The sequence below is a fragment of the Dankookia rubra genome (assembly GCF_004355005.1).
Classification (GTDB): domain Bacteria; phylum Pseudomonadota; class Alphaproteobacteria; order Acetobacterales; family Acetobacteraceae; genus Paracraurococcus; species Paracraurococcus ruber_A.
In genome coordinates this window covers 277,595-296,157 of record NZ_SMSJ01000002.1, presented here as the reverse complement: position 1 = coordinate 296,157, position 18,563 = coordinate 277,595, and the positions used below count along the sequence as shown (strand labels likewise).

17 protein-coding genes are annotated in these 18,563 nt (G+C 71.7%); 10 read left to right on the top strand and 7 right to left on the bottom strand.

Going from position 1 to position 18,563, the window contains the following annotated elements; translation table 11 throughout:
* Positions 1-118: 118 nt before the first annotated feature.
* Complete coding sequence (locus tag E2C06_RS03140; RefSeq protein WP_133287111.1) at positions 119-1,438, bottom strand: NAD(P)/FAD-dependent oxidoreductase; 1,320 nt, start codon at positions 1,436-1,438, stop codon at positions 119-121.
* Positions 1,439-1,528: 90 nt separating this feature from the next.
* Between E2C06_RS03140 and E2C06_RS03135 the strand changes: the two genes are divergently transcribed.
* From E2C06_RS03135 to E2C06_RS03110, 6 genes are all read left to right on the top strand, one after another.
* Positions 1,529-2,632, top strand: a complete 1,104-nt coding sequence (locus tag E2C06_RS03135) for an ABC transporter substrate-binding protein (protein ID WP_165982182.1) — start codon at positions 1,529-1,531, stop codon at positions 2,630-2,632.
* Between the two features lie 107 nt (positions 2,633-2,739).
* Positions 2,740-3,690: a 2-hydroxyacid dehydrogenase gene (locus tag E2C06_RS03130; RefSeq protein ID WP_133287109.1), complete on the top strand. Its 951-nt coding sequence runs from the start codon at positions 2,740-2,742 to the stop codon at positions 3,688-3,690.
* A 1-nt stretch (position 3,691) separates the two neighbouring features.
* On the top strand, positions 3,692-4,462 hold the full coding sequence (locus E2C06_RS03125; RefSeq protein WP_133287108.1) for a class II aldolase/adducin family protein: 771 nt from the start codon (positions 3,692-3,694) through the stop codon (positions 4,460-4,462).
* Complete coding sequence (locus E2C06_RS03120) at positions 4,459-5,559, top strand: ABC transporter ATP-binding protein (RefSeq protein ID WP_133287107.1); 1,101 nt, start codon at positions 4,459-4,461, stop codon at positions 5,557-5,559. The genes E2C06_RS03125 and E2C06_RS03120 overlap by 4 nt, the downstream gene beginning before the upstream one ends.
* Complete coding sequence (locus tag E2C06_RS03115; RefSeq protein ID WP_133287106.1) at positions 5,549-6,439, top strand: ABC transporter permease; 891 nt, start codon at positions 5,549-5,551, stop codon at positions 6,437-6,439. Before E2C06_RS03120 ends, E2C06_RS03115 begins: the two co-directional genes overlap by 11 nt.
* A gap of 55 nt (positions 6,440-6,494) precedes the next feature.
* Complete coding sequence (locus tag E2C06_RS03110) at positions 6,495-7,280, top strand: ABC transporter permease (RefSeq protein ID WP_133287105.1); 786 nt, start codon at positions 6,495-6,497, stop codon at positions 7,278-7,280.
* Between the two features lie 129 nt (positions 7,281-7,409).
* On the opposite strand, the gene E2C06_RS03105 is transcribed toward E2C06_RS03110, so the two are convergent.
* On the bottom strand, positions 7,410-8,993 hold the full coding sequence (locus E2C06_RS03105) for an ABC transporter substrate-binding protein (RefSeq protein ID WP_241671087.1): 1,584 nt from the start codon (positions 8,991-8,993) through the stop codon (positions 7,410-7,412).
* A 120-nt stretch (positions 8,994-9,113) separates the two neighbouring features.
* Between E2C06_RS03105 and E2C06_RS03095 the strand changes: the two genes are divergently transcribed.
* A complete protein-coding gene (locus E2C06_RS03095; RefSeq protein WP_133287102.1) occupies positions 9,114-9,893 on the top strand; it encodes a class II aldolase/adducin family protein in 780 nt (259 codons plus the stop codon).
* A gap of 29 nt (positions 9,894-9,922) precedes the next feature.
* The gene (locus E2C06_RS03090) at positions 9,923-11,356 is read left to right on the top strand and encodes an amidohydrolase family protein (protein ID WP_133287101.1); all 1,434 of its coding nucleotides are present in this window, start codon (positions 9,923-9,925) and stop codon (positions 11,354-11,356) included.
* A 10-nt stretch (positions 11,357-11,366) separates the two neighbouring features.
* Here the strand turns inward: E2C06_RS03090 and E2C06_RS03085 are convergent, their stop codons facing one another.
* Positions 11,367-11,579 carry a hypothetical protein gene (locus E2C06_RS03085; protein ID WP_133287100.1) on the bottom strand — a complete coding sequence of 71 codons (213 nt, stop codon included), beginning with the start codon at positions 11,577-11,579 and terminating at the stop codon, positions 11,367-11,369.
* A gap of 235 nt (positions 11,580-11,814) precedes the next feature.
* Between E2C06_RS03085 and E2C06_RS03080 the strand changes: the two genes are divergently transcribed.
* Positions 11,815-12,981, top strand: coding sequence for an iron-containing alcohol dehydrogenase (locus E2C06_RS03080; protein WP_133287099.1), 1,167 nt, complete (start codon positions 11,815-11,817; stop codon positions 12,979-12,981).
* 52 nt (positions 12,982-13,033) lie between these two features.
* Here E2C06_RS03080 and E2C06_RS03075 read toward each other — a convergent pair whose 3' ends face one another.
* The 3 genes from E2C06_RS03075 to secD form a co-directional block, all read right to left on the bottom strand.
* Positions 13,034-13,876: an EAL domain-containing protein gene (locus E2C06_RS03075; protein ID WP_165982181.1), complete on the bottom strand. Its 843-nt coding sequence runs from the start codon at positions 13,874-13,876 to the stop codon at positions 13,034-13,036.
* A 353-nt stretch (positions 13,877-14,229) separates the two neighbouring features.
* Positions 14,230-15,210 (bottom strand): tripartite tricarboxylate transporter substrate-binding protein, encoded by a 981-nt coding sequence (locus E2C06_RS03070; RefSeq protein WP_133287097.1) that lies wholly within the window; start codon positions 15,208-15,210, stop codon positions 14,230-14,232.
* Positions 15,200-17,779, bottom strand: a complete 2,580-nt coding sequence (gene secD, locus E2C06_RS03065) for a protein translocase subunit SecD (protein ID WP_133287096.1) — start codon at positions 17,777-17,779, stop codon at positions 15,200-15,202. Before secD ends, E2C06_RS03070 begins: the two co-directional genes overlap by 11 nt.
* A gap of 200 nt (positions 17,780-17,979) precedes the next feature.
* Here secD and E2C06_RS03060 point away from each other — a divergent pair, with 200 nt between their 5' ends.
* Positions 17,980-18,252 carry a GlsB/YeaQ/YmgE family stress response membrane protein gene (locus tag E2C06_RS03060; protein ID WP_133287095.1) on the top strand — a complete coding sequence of 91 codons (273 nt, stop codon included), beginning with the start codon at positions 17,980-17,982 and terminating at the stop codon, positions 18,250-18,252.
* A gap of 54 nt (positions 18,253-18,306) precedes the next feature.
* On the opposite strand, the gene E2C06_RS37340 is transcribed toward E2C06_RS03060, so the two are convergent.
* The gene (locus E2C06_RS37340) at positions 18,307-18,483 is read right to left on the bottom strand and encodes a hypothetical protein (RefSeq protein WP_165982180.1); all 177 of its coding nucleotides are present in this window, start codon (positions 18,481-18,483) and stop codon (positions 18,307-18,309) included.
* Between the last annotated feature and the right edge of the window lie 80 nt (positions 18,484-18,563).

Sequence of the window (18,563 nt, the reverse complement as noted above, 5' to 3'; positions counted from 1 at the left end):
ACCTCCAACGCCGCCCGTCAGGCCCAACCACCCCGCCGCAAGCGGATGCAGCCGCGTGCCGAACGCTCAAGTCAGCCTGCCAGGACGCCCTACGCTCCAACCCGGTGAATAGGACGGGCTAGGCTGCCATGCGGTCGATCCGGTCGCGCAGCTTGTACCACTCGCCGATGAAGGGCAGCACCCAGTTCGGGTTGCCGGAATAGAAGGGCCGGGTCGGGAAGGGCAGGCCGTCCAGCGCGAAGCGGGCATTCGCCGCGCCGGCCAGCTTCAGCGCCACGTTGTGGCCGAGCCAGGTCGCCATCGCCACGCCGCTGCCCTGGCAGCCCGCGGCATAGTGGATGCCGCGCTCGGCACCGATATGCGGCAGGTGGTCGAAGGTGAAGGCGACATGCCCGGTCCAGGCATGGGTGATGCGGGTGTCCTTCAGTTCCGGGAAGCAGGCGGTCATGTAGGCATGCAGCGCCGGCGCGGTCTCGGCGGCCGTTGCCGCGCGGAAGCTGGCGCGGCCGCCCCAGAGCACGCGCCTGCCGTCCGGGCTCGGGCGGAAGTAGTTCAGCACCCGCTTGCTGTCCGAGACCATGCGCCGGCCCGGGAAGAGCCGGTCGATCACCGCCTCGCCCAGTTCCTCCGTGGCGATGATGTAGCTGTTCAGCGGCACCAGCCGGCGGGCCAGCCAGGGCAGCGCGGTGCCGCGCGCATCGAGCGAATAGCCGTTGGTGGTGACCAGCACCGCATCGGCGGCAATCTCGCCGCGGTCGGTCCGGATGCGGAAGCCGCCCGGGCCTTCCTGGATGCCCTGCACCCGGACGCCATCCACCAGGCGGGCGCCGGCGCGTTCCGCCGCCGCGGCCAGGCCGCGGGCGTATTTGCCGGGATGCAGGCTGCCGGTCGCCGCCACCAGCATGCCGCCGTGATAGTGGTCGCTGCCCAGCGCCTCGTGCTGCCTTTCGCGCGGCAGCATGCTGGTGGGCAGGCCGGTGATCTCGGCCAGGCTCCCGGCACGGCGCGCCATGGCGTCGTAGTGCTTGCGCGACCAGGCGGCGGAGAAGCGGCCGCAGCGGACATAGTCGCAGTCGATGCCCTCCCGCGCGATGGTCTCCTCGATGAAGGGCAGGCTGGCCGCGGCAGTGGCGGTGATGGCCCTGGCCTGCTCGGCGCCGAAGGCGCGCTCCAGCCCCGCCCCCGCCACCTTCAGCCCGCCCGAGACCATCCCGCCGTTGCGGGAGGAGGCGCCCCAGCCGATGCGTTCCGCATCCAGCACCACCGCCTGCTGGCCGAGCCGCTGCAGCGTTAGCGCCGCGGACAGCCCGGCATAGCCGCCGCCGACCACCACGACCGGCGCGCGGTCGGGCAGCGTCGCGTCGCGCTGCGGCGGCTCGGCCGCCTCCCACCACCAGGGGCTGTCCTTGAACCCGGGGGCGAGCAGCGGATGCGTCATGCGGGGGGATTTCCCATCGGGCCGGGGATGCGCTTTGATGCGCGACGGGAGAGGTTCACGCCGGCGGCGAACGACCGCAAGAGGGGACCCATGCAGACTTTCCAGCAGGATTGCATCGCGCTCGCGCTGCAGCAGCATGCCCGTGGCCGGATCTCGCGCCGGGGGCTGATGCGGGCCCTCGCCGCGCTGGGCGCGCTGGGGGCCGGCGGCGATGCCTTCGCCCAGGCCGAGAAGCAGCTGGTCATGGTGAACTGGGGCGGCCTGGCCAACCAGGGCTTCGGCGATTTCTACGGCGCGCCCTTTGCCGCCGAGACGCCGGGCGTGAAGGTGCTGCAGGACAGCACCGGCCCCTCCACCGGGCGCATCCGCAGCATGGTGGAAAGCGGGCGGGTCACCTGGGACCTCTGCGACAGTTCCGCCAGCGGCGCGAACCTGCTCGGCAAGCTCGGCCTCGCGGCCAAGGTGGATTACTCGATCGTCGACCGGTCCAACGTGATCGGCCCCGGCTTCGCGCTCGACCATGGCGCCGCGCCCTATTCCTTCAGCTCGGTGCTGGTCTACGACAGCGCGAAATTCCCGACCCCACCGACGTCCTGGGCGGATTTCTGGGACACGAAGCGCTTCCCCGGCACGCGGCTGCTGCGGCGCGACGCCACCTGCGTGCTGGAAGCGGCGATGATGTCCATGGGGACGGCGCCCGGCGCGCTGTATCCGATCAACATGCAGGCCGGCATCAAGCGGGTGCTGGAGCTGCGGCGCAACCTGGTCTTCTGGACCAATGGCTCGGAGAGCGAGCAGCTGATGCGCACGGGGGAGGCGGTGATGGGCCAGATCTGGCACACCCGCGCTTCGGTGCTGGAAAAGGAAAGCAAGGGCCGGCTCAAATTCATCTGGAACCAGGGCGTGCTGCAGCCCGGCATCTTCGTCATCCCGAAGGGCAATCCGGGCGGCGCGCTGGCGCAGCGCCTGCTGGCCAGCATGCTGGCGAAGCCGGAGCCGCAGGTCGGCCTGCTCGGCCTGCTGGGCAACGGCCCGACCAACCCGAAGGCGGCGGCGCTGGTCCCGGCGGAGCTGAAGCGCTTCAACCCGACCGACCCCGCGAACGCGACGCAGCAGGTGGTGATCGACGGCGGCTGGTGGGGCGAGAACTACCAGGCCGTGAACCAGGAGTTCCTCGACGCGGTGACCGGCTGAGGCCTGCCGATGACCGTCGCGCCGCAGGCGCGGAGGTCTGAATCAACCCGCGCAAGACATGCGCCTCGCTGGCCCGCTTCCTGCTAAGCCAGCGGCATGAGGTGCCGATGAGCAATCGCCGCGTGATGGTCGTGAAGTCGGGCGGGCCGGAGGCCTTCCAGGAGTGGCGGGACTGCTTCGCCGCGCTCGACCCCGGCCTTGAGCTGCTGGACTGGGACGCCGCGCTGCGCCGGCGCGACGAGGTGGACTATGCCCTGGTCTGGGACCCGGAGCCGGGCGGGCTCGCCACCATGCCGCGGCTGCGGGCGATCTTCGGCTCGGGTGCCGGCGTCGACGGCATCCTGCTGGACACGCGGCTGCCGCGTGGCGTGCCGATCGTCCGCATGGCGATCCCCGAGGCGACGCAGCGGATGGGCGAGTTCTGCTGCTGGGCGGCGCTGTCGCTGCTGAAGGATGCGCGGCGGATGGCGATCGCCCAGGCGGCCGGCGAATGGGACTACTTCGAGGCGCCGTACCGCGCCGACATGCGCACCGTCGGCATCATGGGGCTCGGCGCCATGGGCGCCCGCTGCGCCGCGATGCTGTCCGCGATCGGCTTCCCGGTGATCGGCTGGGCGCGCACGGCGAAGGACGTGCCAGGCGTCGAAAGCTTCGCCGGCGCCGAGGCGCTGCCGGCCTTCCTGGCGCGCACCGACATCCTGGTCTGCCTGCTGCCGGCGACACCGGAGACGCGGCACATCATCCGGGCCGAGACGCTGGCGATGCTGCCGCCGGGCGCCGGCTATGTCGGCATCGGCCGGGGGATGCAGCACCGGCTGGACGACATCCTGGCGGCGCTCGACAGCGGGCGGCTCTCCGGCGCGGTGCTGGACGTCTTCGAGCCGGAGCCGCTGCCGGCCGGCCACCCGCTCTGGCAGCATCCGAAGGCGATCGTCACGCCGCATGTCGCCAGCCTGCCGAGCCGGGCCGAGCGCGCCGGCTTCGTCGCCCGCACCATCGCCGGCTTCGAGCGCGGCGAGACGCTGCCCAACCTCTTCGACCCCGCGCGAGGCTACTGAGATGCCGCTGCCGCCGCCCCCCGTCCGCCCTGACCCCGACCATGTGCCGACCGAGCAGGAATTGCGCGAGGACCTGGCCGCCGCCTACCGGCTGGTGGCGCATTACGGCATGACAGACCTGGTCTTCACCCACCTGTCCGTGCGGCTGCCCGGGGAGGGGCACCGCTTCCTGGTCAACCCCTACGGCATGCTGTTCGAGGAGATCACCGCCAGCAGCCTGGTCGCGGTGGATGCCGGGGGCGAGCCGGTGCAGCCCACCGCCTGGCCGGTGAACCCGGCCGGCTTCGTCATCCATTCCGCCGTGCATCTCGGCCGCGCCGACGCGGCCTGCGTGATGCACACGCACACCATCGCCGGCATGGCGGTCGCCGCGCAGATCGGCGGGCTGCTGCCGCTGAACCAGATCTCGATGGAATTCGACGGCCGCGTCGCCACCCACGACTACGAGGGCGTGGCGGCGGACGACAACATGTCGGAGCGCGAGCGCCTCGTCGCCGACCTCGGCGACAAGCCCTGCATGATCCTGCGCCACCACGGGCTGCTGACGGTCGGCCACACCGTCGCCGAGGCCTTCTACTGGATGTGGTACCTCGAGCAGTCCTGCCGCATCCAGCTCGCGACGCAATCCGGCGGCATGCCGCTGGCCATCCCCTCCCGCGGCACGGTGGAGCGGACGCGGGCGCAGTTCAGCCTCGGCCCGACCAAGGGCTGGCTGCCCTGGCAGGCTCTGAAGCGAAAGTTGGACCGCGAGCAGCCGGGTTACCGCGATTGAGCGCGCCCGTTGCCCATGCGCTGGAGTTGCGCGGGCTGAGCAAGCGCTACGGCAGCTTCATCGCGGTGGACGCCGTCTCCCTGCGGGTGGACCGGGGCCAGTTCCTGACCCTGCTCGGCCCCTCCGGCAGCGGCAAGACCACCATCCTGATGGCGATCGCCGGCTTCGTCGCGCCGAGCGAAGGCGCCGTGCTGCTGGACGGCGCCGACATCACCGGCCTGTCGCCGGAGCGGCGCGACTTCGGCATGGTCTTCCAGGGCTATGCGCTGTTCCCGCACATGACGGTTGCCGAGAACGTCGCCTTTCCGCTGCGCGTCCGCGGCCTGTCGCGCGCCGATCGCGACGCCAGGGTGCGCGGCGCGCTTGACCTGGTGCAGCTTGCCGCCTTCGCCGGGCGCCGCCCGTCGCAGCTTTCCGGCGGCCAGCAGCAGCGCGTCGCCCTGGCCCGCGCCCTGGTCTTCGACCCGGCGCTGCTGCTGCTGGACGAGCCGCTCTCGGCGCTCGACAAGAAGCTGCGGGCCGAATTGCAGGACGAACTGAAGGCGCTGCACCGCCGCGTCGGCCGCACCTTCGTCAACGTGACGCATGACCAGGAGGAGGCGCTGTCGCTCTCCGACCAGGTCGCCATCCTCAACCACGGCAGGCTGGTGCAGATGGGCGCGCCGGAAGCGCTCTACGAGCGCCCGCGCACCCGGTTCGTCGCCGACTTCCTCGGCAAGTCGAATTTCCTGCAGGGCACGGTGCGGGAGGTGGGCGCGACGGGGATGGCGTTGCAGGCCGGCGCGACCCGGCTTGTGCAGGCGGGGGCGGCGCATCCGGCGCCGGGCAGGCCGGCGCTGCTGTCCTTGCGGCCGGAGAAGATCGGCCTGCTGGCCGGGGCCGAGACCGCCGAGAACGAGGTTGCCGGCACCATCGCGTCCTGGGCCTATCTCGGCGCGGGCTACAGCCTTTCGGTCCGCACCGCCGATCTCGGCGAGATCCGCGTCGCCCTGCCGGCTTGGCGGGCGCCGATCGCCCCGCGAGAGGGGCTGCCGGTGCGGCTCGGCTGGGCCGCCGATGCGGCCGTGCCGGTGCTGGAGGATGCCGATGCCGCCTGACGCCGTGGCGCTGCCCGCCGCCGCGGCGCCGCGCGCCGGATGGGCGTTGCCGCGCGATGCCGGCTGGTGGGCGCTGCTACTGCCGGCCTTCCTGCTGATGTCGGTGATCTATGTCGCGCCGATCCTGCAGGTGCTGGCGATCTCGGTGACCGAACCGACGACGGGATTGGGCAATTACGAGCGGCTGTTTACCAGCATCGGCGTGCAGCGGGTGATCGGCACCACCTTGCGGATCTGCGCCGTCACCACCGTGATCGCGCTGCTGCTGGGCTATGCGCTGGCCTATGTGGTCGCGCTCGCCTCGCCGCGGGCGCAGCGCTGGTGGCTGCTCGGCGTGCTGCTGCCGCTCTGGATCAGCGTCCTGGTGCGCGCCTTCGCCTGGGTGACGCTGCTGCGGCGGCAGGGGCTGGTCAACCAGGGGCTGCAGGGGCTGGGGCTGATCGACGAACCCCTTGCGCTGGTCTGGAACGAGTTCGGCATCGTCGTCGGCATGGTGCACTACATGGTGCCCTATGCCGTGCTGCCGATGCTGGCGGCGATGCGGGAGATCGACCCGCGGCTGCTGGCCGCGGCGCGCGGGCTTGGCGCCTCCCGCCTCATGGCCTTCGCGCGCGTCTTCCTGCCGCTCTCGGCGCCGGGGCTGGTGGCGGCGGGGGTGCTGGTCTTCATCTTCTCGCTCGGCTTCTACATCACCCCCGCGATCCTCGGCGGCGGCAAGACGCTGATGGCAGCCGAATGGATCAAGCTGCAGATCCTCGACCTCGTCCGCTGGGGCATGGGGGCGATGCTGGCGACGGTGGTCGTGGTGGCGATCCTGACGACGCTCGCGGTCTTCTCCCGCGTGGTGAACCTGCGGCGGCTGTTCGGGGGAGGGCACTGATGCCGTCCGATGGCCGGAGCGCCGTCAGGCGCGCAGCATTTGATCGGCCTGTCGCATGAATGGCGGCTACCCCGCGGGCCCGCTGGCCCGCAGCATCGCCTGGGCCACGGTGCTCTACCTGCTGCTGCCGATCACCATCGTCATCCCCGTCTCGGTCACCGACCAGCGCTACCTGTCGCTGCCGGAGCACGGCATCAGCTTCCGCCACTATGCCAACCTGCTGGGCTCCGAGTCCTGGCTCGCCTCGATCCAGCAGAGTTTCTGGATCGCGCTGGGCTCCACGCTGATCGCCGTCACCGCCGGGACGCTCTGCGCCATCGGCTGCTGGCGGATCGGCCGGCGCAGCACGGAGCTTGTGCGCGCGCTGATGCTGCTGCCGCTGATCATCCCGGCAATCGTCTATGCCATCGGGCTGTACCGCTGGTTCGGCACGCTCGACCTGCTGGACCGCTTCCTCGGCGTGACGCTGGCGCATGGCGTCACCGGCATCCCCTATGTCGTCATTACCGTCTCCACCGCCCTGGCCGCCTTCGACCCGCGGCTGGAACAGGCGGCGCGCGGCATGGGAGCCAGCCTGGGGCAGACGCTGCGCTGGGTGATCCTGCCGCGCATCGCGCCGGGCATCGCCTCCGGCGCCATCTTCGCCTTCATCCACAGCTGGGACGAGCTTGTGCTGGTGCTATTCATCGCCAGCCGGAACGTCTTCACCCTGCCGCGCAAGATCTGGGACGGGATCAACGAGAACCTCGACCCGAGCATGGCCGCCGTCGCGGTGCTGCTGATCGTCTTCACCGTGGCGCTGCTGGCACTGGACGGGGCGCTCAGGGCGCGGCGGCAGTAGCAAGGCCAGGGAGGAAGCATCCTCCCTGGACCCTGCTCGGTTTCTGGGAGTCTGGCACTCACCGCGCGGCGGCTGCCGGCTCAGAAAAATGGATGGGGGACCGGGGGAATACCTTTCCCCGGCCTTTTCCTACTTCTTCTCGACTCCCCAGAAGACCGGGATCGTGGTCGGCCGCAGCCCCTCCACGTTCACCCGGTGCGCCGCCAGCGTGCGGAACTGCCCGGCATTGATGTAGGGCAGCACCTGATAGGCGCGCGCATGCACGGCTTCCAGGATCGCCTTGCGCTTCGCCGTGTCCGGCTCCTCCCACCAGGACCGCCGCAGCCGCTCGAGTTCGGCATCGCAGGGCCAGCCGGCCAGGCCGCCCTCGCAGGGGCTGGCGAGATAAAGGTTGGTCAGCGGGTTCTGCGCGTCCAGCACGTTGGCGACCGTGACGAAGAGGTTCCAGCCGCCCTGGTCCTGCGGCTCGCGCCGGTTGCGGCGCTGCGTCACCGTCGCCCAGTTCATCGCCGGGACGTCCATGGTCAGCCCGCCGCGCTGCATCGCCGCCGCCATGGTGAGGGTGACCGCGTTGTTGATCGGGCTGTCCGTCGCGTTCAGGAACACGACCTTGCGGCCGTCATAGCCGGCCTCCTGCAGCAGCGCGCGCGACCGCGCCGGGTCGGCCTCGCGCAGGCCCTCGGCCCCCGCATGGCTTTCCAGCGGCGTGCCGCAAAGGAAGTAGGACGGGCGGTACGGCACCTGCTCTGAAGGCCGCACGCCGGCGGCCTGCAGGTTTTCCTGCTGGTTCACCATGTGCAGCAGCGCCTGCCGTGCCTTCGGGTCGTCGAAGGGCGCGACGGCATGGTTCGGCCGCAGCCAGACCATGAAGCCGGCCGGGTTCAGCGCGAAGAGCCTGACGTTGCGGTTCCGCTCCAGCAGCGGGATCACGTCGGGGGAGGGCTGCTCGATGAAGTCGATCTCGCCGGCCTGCAGCGCCGCCGCGGCGGTCGAGGCATCCGGCATGGCGATCCATTCGAGCCGGTCGACCAGCACCCGCTTGCCGCCGGCCAGCCCGTCCGCCGGCTCCGGCCGCGGCCTGTAGGCCGGGTTCCTGCGATAGGCCGCGCGGTCGCCGGACCGCCATTCCGCCCGCTGGAAGATGAAGGGGCCGGATCCCGTGGCGTCGGTGACCGCGGTCGTCGCCGGCGTCGCCGCCAGCCGCTCCGGCATCACGAAAAGCGCGCTCGCGGTCGGCCGCGCCAGGGCTTCCGTCACCAGGGCGAAGGGCCGGGAGAGCGTGAGCGAGAAGCTCCGGTCGTCCACCACCTCGAGGCTGGCGGTCGCCGCCGCCAGCGCCTTGCCGACCACGTCGCGCTGTGCCCAGCGCCTGATGGACGCCACGGCATCCGCCGCCCGCACCGGCGCGCCGTCGTGGAAGGCCAGCCCCTCCCGCAGGGTGAAGCGCCAGGACATCCCGTCCGGCGATCGCTCGAAGCGCTCGACCATCTGCGGCCGCGCCTCGCCCTTGGAATCCAGGGCGAAGAGCTGGTCGTAGACCATGAAGCCGTGATTGCGGACAAAGGCGGCGGTGGACTGCACCGGGTCGAGGCTGCCGAGGTCGTTGATCAGCACGACTTTCAGCGTGGTCTTGGCGGCACCAGGGGAGGTCATCAGGCCGGCCAGCAGGGCGCCGAGCGCGGCGGTGGCGAAAAGGCGGGGAAGGCGGGGCAAGGCAATCTCCTGCGGCGCGGGGATGCCGGCATGCTCGCGCCGCCGGCGCTCGTGCGCAACGCGGATTGACGCGGCGGCCCTGCCCGGCGGAGCATCACCCGGACCGAGGGATCCCCAGCCATGAACGTCGCCGCCTCGCCCGCCGCGCTCCGGAACTGCTCAGACGCCGAATGGCAGGTCCGCTGCGACCTCGCCGCGCTGTATCGGCTCTGTGGCCACCACAAGTGGACCGACTGGATCTTCACCCATATCAGCGCCCGGGTGCCGGGTCCGGAGCACCATTTCCTGCTCAACCGCTACGGCGTCATGCACGATGAGATGCGCGCCAGCGACCTGGTGAAGATCGACATCGACGGCAACCCGGTGGACGAGCCGGGCTGGGACGGCCGGTCGGAACTGGTCAACAAGGCCGGCTTCGTCATCCACTCGGCGGTGCATGCGGCGCGGGACGACGCGCATTTCGTCATCCATACCCATACGCGGGACGGCATCGCGGTCTCCGCCCAGAAGGACGGGCTGCTGCCGATCAGCCAGCACGCGATGAAGTACTACGGCCATCTGGCCTATCACGGCTACGAAGGCATCGCGCTGGATGAGGACGAGCGGGTGCGGCTGGTCGCCGATCTCGGCCACCACAACGCGATGATCCTGCGCAACCACGGCATCCTGGTCTGCGGCCCGACCGCCGCGCATGCCTATGACGAGCTCTATACGCTGGAGCGCGCCTGCTCGGCGCAGATCGCCGCGATGTCCGGCGGCGCCGAGCTGGTCTTCCCGCCGAAGGAGGTCTGCGAGCGCGCCGCGGCGCAGTTCCGCCGGCCCGGCGGCGACCATGTCCGCGCCATCGCCTGGGCCGCGGCGCTGCGGCTGATCGAGGGCGGCACCGACTACCGCAGCTGACCCGAACCCCGAGAAGGATCGCGCCCGGGATGCCGACCACGCTTATCCGCAACGCCGACGTCGCCATCCTTTGGGATGCCGCGGCCAAGCAGCACGCCTATGTCGCCAATGCCGACATCGCCTTCGAGGACGGCAGGCTGGTCTTCGCCGGCCGCGACTATGCGGGGCCGGCGGAGGAGACCATCTCCGGCACCGGCCTGATGGTCATGCCGGGGCTGGTCAACATCCATTCCCACCCGTCCTCCGAGCCCATGAACAAGGGCTTCACCGACGAGGTGGGGACGCCCGGGCTCTACAACTCCTCGCTCTACGAATACCTCCCCGTCTTCCGCGCCGATGCGGAGGCGGTGCCGAGCTGCGTCCGCGTCGCGCTCTCCGAGCTGCTGCTCTCCGGCGTCACCACGCTCGCCGACCTCTCCATGGCGCATCCCGGCTGGCTCGACCTGCTGGGCGAGTCGGGCATGCGGGTCTGCATCGCGCCGATGTTCCGCTCGGCCCGCTGGTACACGAAGAACGGCCATGTCGTGGAATACGCCTGGGACGAGAAGGCCGGGGAGAAGGCCTTCGCCGAGGCGATGACGCTGATCGAGCGTTCCGAGCAGCATGAATCTGGCCGCCTCTTCGGCATGGTGGTCCCGGCGCAGATCGACACCTGCACGCCGGAGCTGCTGAAGGACAGCCGCGAGGAGGCCCGCCGCCGCGGCGTCTCCTGGCAGATCCACGCGGCGCAGGCGGTGAGCGAGTTCCACGAGATCACCCGCCGGCACGGCGCGACGCCGATCGGCTGGCTGCACGAGCAGGGATTGCTCGGCGAGCGCAGCATCATCGGCCACGGGATCTTCCTCGACGACCATCCGAGCACGCCCTGGCATACCCAGCGCGACCTCGACATCCTGGCCGAGACCGGCACCACCGTGGCCCATTGCCCGACCGTCTTCGCCCGGCGCGGGATCACCCTGAAGCATCTCGGCCGCTACAAGCGGCGCGGGGTGAACATGGGCCTCGGCACCGACACCTACCCGCACAACATGCTGGACGAGATGCGGCTCGCGGCCTACCTCGCCCGCACCCAGGCGACCGACCCGCGCAGCCTGACCACGACCGAACTCTTCGAGGCGGCGACGACGGGCGGCGCCAGGGCGCTCGGCCGCGACGACATCGGCCGGCTGGCCGCCGGCTGCCGCGCCGACATCGTCCTCGTCGACATCACCCATCCGATGATGCGCCCGGCCCGCGACCCGCTGCGGTCGCTGATCTATGCCGCCGGCGACCGCGCGGTCCGCGCGGTCTACGTCGACGGGCAGAAGGTGGTGGAGAACGGCGAGGTGCTGACGATGGACTACCGCGCCGCCGCCGCCCACCTGCACGAGGCGCAGAAGCGGATCGAGGCACGGGTGCCGGAACTGGACTGGGCACATCGACCGGCCGAGCAGATCGCGCCCTCGACCTTCCGCTGGAGCTAGGGCGGGGGGCTCAGCCCTCGCCGCGCCGCCGCTTGCGCAGCCTCTCGCGCTCGGCACGGTCCTCCTCGATCATCCGCAGCAGGTCCTCCGGGACCGGCTCGGACGCGACCTGGTCGAAGGCATCGCGCAGGCTGGCCGTCAGCCAAAGGTCGAAGGCATCGTCTTCCGGCTGGCAAGGGGTGGCAGCGGCGGGGCGGCGTCGCCGTGCCGGCATGTCGGTCATGGCTCCATCCTCCCTGCGCCGCGTCCAGGATACAACACGCGGAGCGGCGGATGGCTGCGTGCTACCGCACATTCCGTGACGCCGCGTCCCGCGTGCCACGGCGCCGATGCCGCCCGTGCCGGGGCCAGCCGGGCGCGGCGAGCCGCCGTCGCGGTGCCGGAACGCCGCCGAGGCTCGCTTTGCCGCCCCCACGGGGCGGCCTATGCTGGGCCGCATATACCCGGGGAGGGCGTCCATGACCGCAACCATCGTCTCGCCGCGCCTGATGCGCATCGGCGGCGGCAGCGTCGGCCAGATCGCCGAGGTGCTCGGCCTCTTCGGCCTGTCCCGGCCGCTGGTCGTCACCGACCCCTGGATGCTCTCCTCCGGCACCGTGGACCGCTGCCTCGACCCCATGCGCGCCGCCGGGCTCGATCCGGCGGTCTTCGCCGAGACGGTGCCCGACCCGACCGACACGGTGGTCGAGGCGGGCGTCGCCGCCTTCCGCGCCGGCGACTACGACTGCCTCATCGGCTTCGGCGGCGGCAGCCCGATGGACACGGCGAAGGCCATCGCCATCCTCGCCGCCGCGGCGCCCGGCCAAAGGATGCGGGAGTTCAAGGTCCCCGCCCAGGCCGACCGCGGCGCCGTGCCCGTCATCTGCATCCCGACCACCGCCGGCACCGGGTCCGAGGCCACGCGCTTCACCGTCATCACCGATACCGGGACCGACGAGAAGATGCTGGTCGCCGGGCTCGGCGCCCTGCCGCTGGCCGCTATCGTCGACTACGAGCTGACCTACAGCGTGCCGCAGCGGACCACCGCCGATACCGGCATCGACAGCCTGACTCATGCGCTCGAGGCCTATGTGTCGAAGCGGGCCAACCCGCATGCGGACAGCCTGGCGCTCTCGGCCATGCGGCTGATCGGCCGGCACCTTCGGATCGCCTATCACCAGCCGAAGAACGCGGCGGCGCGGGAGGCGATGATGCTCGGCGCCATGCAGGCCGGCCTGGCCTTCTCGAACTCCTCGGTCGCGCTGGTGCATGGCATGTCGCGGCCGATCGGCGCGCATTTCCACGTGCCGCACGGGCTGTCCAACGCCATGCTGCTGCCGGCGGTGACCGAGTTCGGCCTGAACGACGCGCTGCCGCGCTATGCCGAAGCCGCCCGAGCCATGGGTGTCGCCACGCTGGAGGATGCCGACCAAGTGGCCGGCTCGAAGCTGCTGGAGGAGCTGCGGGCGCTGAACCAGGAGCTCGGCGTGCCGACGCCGAAGGGGCACGGGATCGCCGCCGCGCAGTGGGAGCGTCTGCTGCCGCTCATGGCGAAGCAGGCGCTGGCCTCCGGCAGCCCGGCGAACAATCCGCGCGTGCCGGACGAGGCGCAGATCATCGCGCTCTATCGCAAGGTCTATGGCTGAACGGGCGGGGTTCGGGGTGGGAATGCCTTTCCCATCCTGACCCTGCCTGCGGTTATGCCACCCGCCCGCCGCGCCAGCCGGCCCACCAGCCCGGCAGCGCCGCCGCCGGCAGCGGCCGGCCCACCGCATAGCCCTGGGCGTAATGCACGCCGAGGTCGCGGAGCGCCCCCCAGATCCGCCGGTCCGACACGCCCTCGGCGATCACCGCCTGGCCGCGCGCCTCGGCGGCATGCACCAGCCGGCGCACCTCCTGCCGGCCATGCGCCGTGAAGGGCAGTCCCTCGACCAGCGAGCGGTCGAGCTTGAGGCCGGAGAAGGGCAGGCGGTGCAGCCGGGTGCGGCCATCCCCCAGCGCGACATCGTCCAGCAGCACGCGGTAGCCGGCCTGCCGAAGCCGCAGCAGCGTCCGGTGCAGCTGCGCCAAGTCCAGCACCGGCGTGGTCTCGGTCAGTTCCAGTGCCACCTGGCGGGGGCCGAGCCCGTGCCGGCCCAGCGCCCGGCGCAGCCAGGATTGCAGGTCGGGCTGCAGCAGCTGCGCCAGCGGCAGGTTGATCGAGACGCCGAGGCGAAGCCTCGGCCAGAGCCGCGCCATGTCCGCCGCCGCCGTGCCGGCGACGCTGACCGAGAGCGAGCGGCCGAGGCCGGTGCGCTCGGCGAGCGGGACAAAGGTGTCGGGCGAGACCGGCTCGCCCGGCCGGTCCCAGCGGGCCAGGGCCTCCACCATCACCGGGCGGCGGTCGGCGAGCCGGACGACCGGCTGGTAGTGCACGCCGATCTCGCCCAGGGCGAGGCCGGCGCGCAGGGCGGCAGCCTCCCCGCCGGCAGGGGGCGAGCCACCGGCGATCAGGCAGGGCGCGGCGAGGTCCGGCGGCGGGGCGCTGGGGGCGTGGGTCAAGACCGGCGCCGGGCTTGCGGCCGGGCGGTGCATCCCCGCACCGGCGGCAGCATCCCGGGTCGGGGCCCGGCGACCCTGGGTGCCCGGTGCTTGCGCCAGCCGGGCGGACAGCCTAGCGGGCGCCGAAACGGCTTGCGCCTCGACGGCCGGGTCCTGGTCGTGCGGCAGACCCTTTGGCTCACGCGCGGTGACGGGAGATGCGCCTCTGGCGGGCACGGCTTGTTTCCGGTGACGTCGTTCGGAGGTATAGCCCCTTTCGCGACCGCCTCCATGCCAGAAATGGCAAAACAGGCGTTTTTTTGAGAAGCCTGCCCTGGCGCTGCCGGTTGTGGCCGTGCCCGCAGGCCCCGGCGTCAGTCATGCCGGGCGGTCCAGGGATCCTTCGACCAGCGGGCGCCGAGTTCCGCCAGCATCCGCCGCAGCATCGGCTCCCAGGCGGCCTGGCCGATGAAGCGCGGGATGATGCCCTGCGCATGGGCCTGCGCCGCGTATTCCGGGTCCACCACCACCGCCTTCAGCGCTGCCACCAGCGGCAGCACGACCGCAGGATCGATGCCCGCCGGCACGGCAAATCCGCGATAGGCGGCGATCTGCAGCGGGATGCCCTGCTCGGTGAAGGTCGCCACCTCCGGCAACAGGTCGCTGCGCTCCGGCTGCGCCAGGCCGAGGCCCGAGAGCCGGCCGTCGCGCAGCGCGGCGATCGCCTCCGGCAGCGGCAGCAGCGCGCCGGCGATATGGCCCGCGAGCACTGCCTGGCGTGCCGCCGGGGCGCTGGCGAAGGGCAACAGGTCGAAGTCCAGGCTGCCGCCGAGCGCCAGGGCGGCAAGCTGCGCCGCGCTGCCATGCGGCGGCGTGCCGAGCACCGGCTGCCGCCCCAGCGACCGCAGCGCGTCGAGGTCGTCCAGCCGGCCGGCCTGGCCGACCAGCACCAGCGGCTCCTCCGCCACCACGGCCAGGAAGCCGAGCCGCGCGAGCAGGTCCTCGGCCCGGACCTCGATGGCGCGGGACAGCAGCCGCGGCACCGCGACCGCGGCGATCAGCCGGCCGTCGGGCGGCGCGGCGGCGATGGCGCGGACCGCGGCAAGCCCGGCCTCCCCGGGGCGGTTGACCACCGCGACGGCGGCGCGCGGCAGGTGCCGCTCGAGGAAGGGAGCGAAGCCTCGCGCCCAGGTATCGGCGGCGCTGCCGGGGGCGCCGCCGATCAGCAGGCCGACCGGCGCCGCCGCGACGCCGCGACGGGGGAGGACGCCGAGCGCGGCCAGCGCGCCGAGGGCACGCCGGCCGGGCCCGCGAGGCGGGTGGTCACCGGCCGGCGGGGCCGGCTCAAACCCCAATCGGGGCGCCCGCCTTGGCGGCGGCGGGCGGCGTCGGCTCGCCGCGGCGCATCCGGTTCTGCCCGGTGAAGAGCACGATCGGCGCGGCGATGAAGACCGAGGAGGAGGCGCTGACCACGATGCCGAAGAGCATCACCCAGGCGAAGCCCGACAGCGTGTCGCCGCCGAACAGCGCCAGGGGAACGGCGGAGAGCAGCAGGGTCATCGAGGTGCCGAGCGAGCGGTTCAGCGTCTCGTTGATCGACTGGTCGACCAGCTGGCGCAGCGGCATCTGCTTGTACTTGCGCAGGTTCTCCCGCATCCGGTCGAAGACCACCACCTTGTCGTTGGCCGAGAAGCCGATGACGGTGAGGATGGCGGCGACGGTGGTCAGGTTGAACTCGACGCCGAACAGCACCATGAAGCCGACGGTCTTGGTGGTGTCGAGGATCAGCGTGACGATCGCGGCGATGGCGAACTGCCATTCGAAGCGGAACCAGATGTACAGCAGCATCGCCAGCAGGCTGAGGCCGAGCGCCAGCAGCCCGCCGATGAAGAGCTCGTCCGAGACCCGGTTGCCCACCGCCTCGACCCGCAGCACGCGGGTGCCGGGCGCCACCTGCTCGACCGCCGCGCGCACGGCGTTCACCGCCGTCTGGGTGCCGGCCTCGTCGCCCTGCACCGGCAGGCGCACCAGCACCGTGTCCGGCGCGCCGAATTCCTGCAGGCCGACATCGCCGAGACCGAGCCCGGCCACCTTGGCGCGCAGCGCCGCAAGGTTCGCCGCCTCCGGCGTGCGGACCTCCATGGTGATGCCGCCCTTGAAGTCGATGCCCTTCTCGAGGCCGGGATAGAAGGCACCGATCAGCGACAGGGTCGACAGCACCGCCGAGACCATGAGCCCGGCCCGCGCGCCCTTCATGAAGGGGATGTGGGTCACGTCCGGCACCAGGCGGAACATCGGCCGGGCGAGGCGGCCGAGCAGGCCGCGGCCGTTCTCCAGCACCGGCAGCTCCTTCGGCCGCTTCGCCCTGTACCACCAGGAGACCATGAGCCGCACGAGCGTCGTCGCGGTCCACATCTGCACCACCGTGCCGATCGCCACCGTCACCGCGAAGCCCTTCACCGTGCCGCTGCCGAAGCCGTAGAGGCAGGCCATGGCGATCAGGTTCGTCAGGTTCGAATCCATGATCGTGCCGGAGGCCTTGGTGAAGCCCGCCTCCAGCGCCGAGAGCGCGGGACGGCCGTTCTTGTATTCCTCGCGGATGCGCTCGTTGATCAGGATATTGGCGTCGAGCGCGGTGCCGAGGGTCAGCACGATGCCGGCGATGCCCGGCAGGGTCAGCGTCGCCTCGAGCAGCGAGAGCGCCGCCAGCATCAGCATGATGTTGATCAGCAGCGCGATGTCGGCCAGCCAGCCGAACAGGCCGTAGGCGAGGCCCATGTAGAGGAAGACGAAGAGGGCGCCGGCCGCCAGCGCCAGCACGCCGGCGCGGATCGCATCCGCCCCGAGCTCCGGCCCGACCGAGCGTTCCTCCACCACCGTCAGCGGCGCCGGAAGGGCGCCGGCGCGCAGCAGCACCGCCAGCTCGTTCGCCGACTTGGCGTTGAAACTGCCGCTGATCTGGCCGCGGCCGCCGGTGATCGGCTCCCGGATATTGGGCGCGGTGATCACCTTGTCGTCCAGCACGATGGCGAAGGGACGGCCGACATTGGCGCGCGTCACGTCGGCGAAGCGGCGGGTGCCGATCGAATCGAAGGTGAAGTTCACCACCCATTCGGCATTGCGGTTGTCCTGCCCGGCGCGCGCATCGGTCAGGTTGGCGCCGTCGACCTCGACCCGGCGGCGCACCGCGTAGCGCTCGGGCTGCCCGGTGCGGCTCTCGCCGGTCAGGAACATCACCCCGGGCGGCGGGGTGGTGGCGGCGGGGTTCGCCGTCTCGTCCAGCAGGTGGAAGGTCATCCGGGCGGTCTTGCCCAGCAGGTCCTTGATCCGGTTCGGGTCCTCGACGCCCGGCAACTGCACCAGGATGCGGTTCTGGCCCTGCCGGGCGATCAGCGCCTCGGCCACGCCGGTCTCGTCGATCCGGCGGCGGACGATCTCGATCGACTGCTCCACGGCGCCGGAGGCCTTGGCCCGCAGCCCGGCCTCGGTCAGCGTCGCGGTGACGGTGCCGTCGGGGGCGGCGGCGACGTCGATATCCGGCGTCGCGGTGCCGATCCCGGTCGGGATCTGGTTGGCCAGCTCGCGCAGCTGGCCGGTCGCCACGGCGGCCTGGGACGGGTCGCGCAGGCGGAAGGCGATGCGGCGCTGGGCCGGCTCGGCGGCCAGGTTCACGTAGCCGATGTTCTGCTGCCGCAGCCGGGTGCGGGCGCCGTCGGCCAGGCCTTCCAGCCGCTCGCGCACCACCGCGTTCATGTCCACCTCGAGCAGCAGGTAGGAGCCGCCGCGCAGGTCGAGGCCGAGGGAGAATTGCCGGGCCCAGCCGGGCAGCGCGGACTTCGGGAAGAAATTCGGGACGCAGACCAGCGCTCCCAGCAGGCAGACCGCGAGGATGGCGGCGGTCTTCCAGCGCGCGAAGAACATCATGGCGCGGTACGGCTCATCGAGGTGGCTTACCCTTCGGGGCGGCGTCCCCGCGACGCGGCGGGGGCAAATCGGCCGGGAATGTGACGATGGGGGGCCGGCGATGCAAGCCGGCTGGTCCAATGGTCAGTTCCTGCCTCGTCGCGGCCATGCAACTTGATCCCCGATCGCGGTTTATCCGGATGCGAACGGAGGGTCATCGCATGGGTATCATCGGCACCATTGTCATCGGCTTCCTGGCGGGACTCGTCGCCAAGTTCCTGCATCCCGGCCGCGATCCGGCAGGCTTCATCGTCACCACCCTGCTCGGCATCGTCGGCGCCTTCGTGGCGACCTATCTGGGCCAGGCGGTCGGCTGGTACCGTGCCGGCGAAGGGGCCGGCTTCATCGGCGCCGTGGTCGGGGCGGTGGTCGTGCTGGCCATCTGGTCCATGGTCACCCGGCGTTCGAGCACCGGCGACGGCGCGCTGCGCTGAGCTGAGCGAAAGGCGGCGCCGGTCCCGGCCGGCGCCGCCCTCCAGGCAGGCGCGTCAGCCGGCCCAGAGCGAGCCGCTCATCAGCCAGCCGTAGAAGTCGCCCGGCGGGTTCGCGGCTGGCCGTGCCGGGCGGTCGGGCTCCGGCGTCACCATCCAGCCGCGCTCGGCGTCGCGGATCGCCAGCAGGCGGGCGCGGATGGCGACAAAATCCTCGGCGATCGGGGTATTCAAGGGCAGGGTTCCGGCCTGGGGTTGGGGTGGACAGCCTTGATGCCATAATCGCGAGTTATTCCCGGTCCATGACCGGCCGC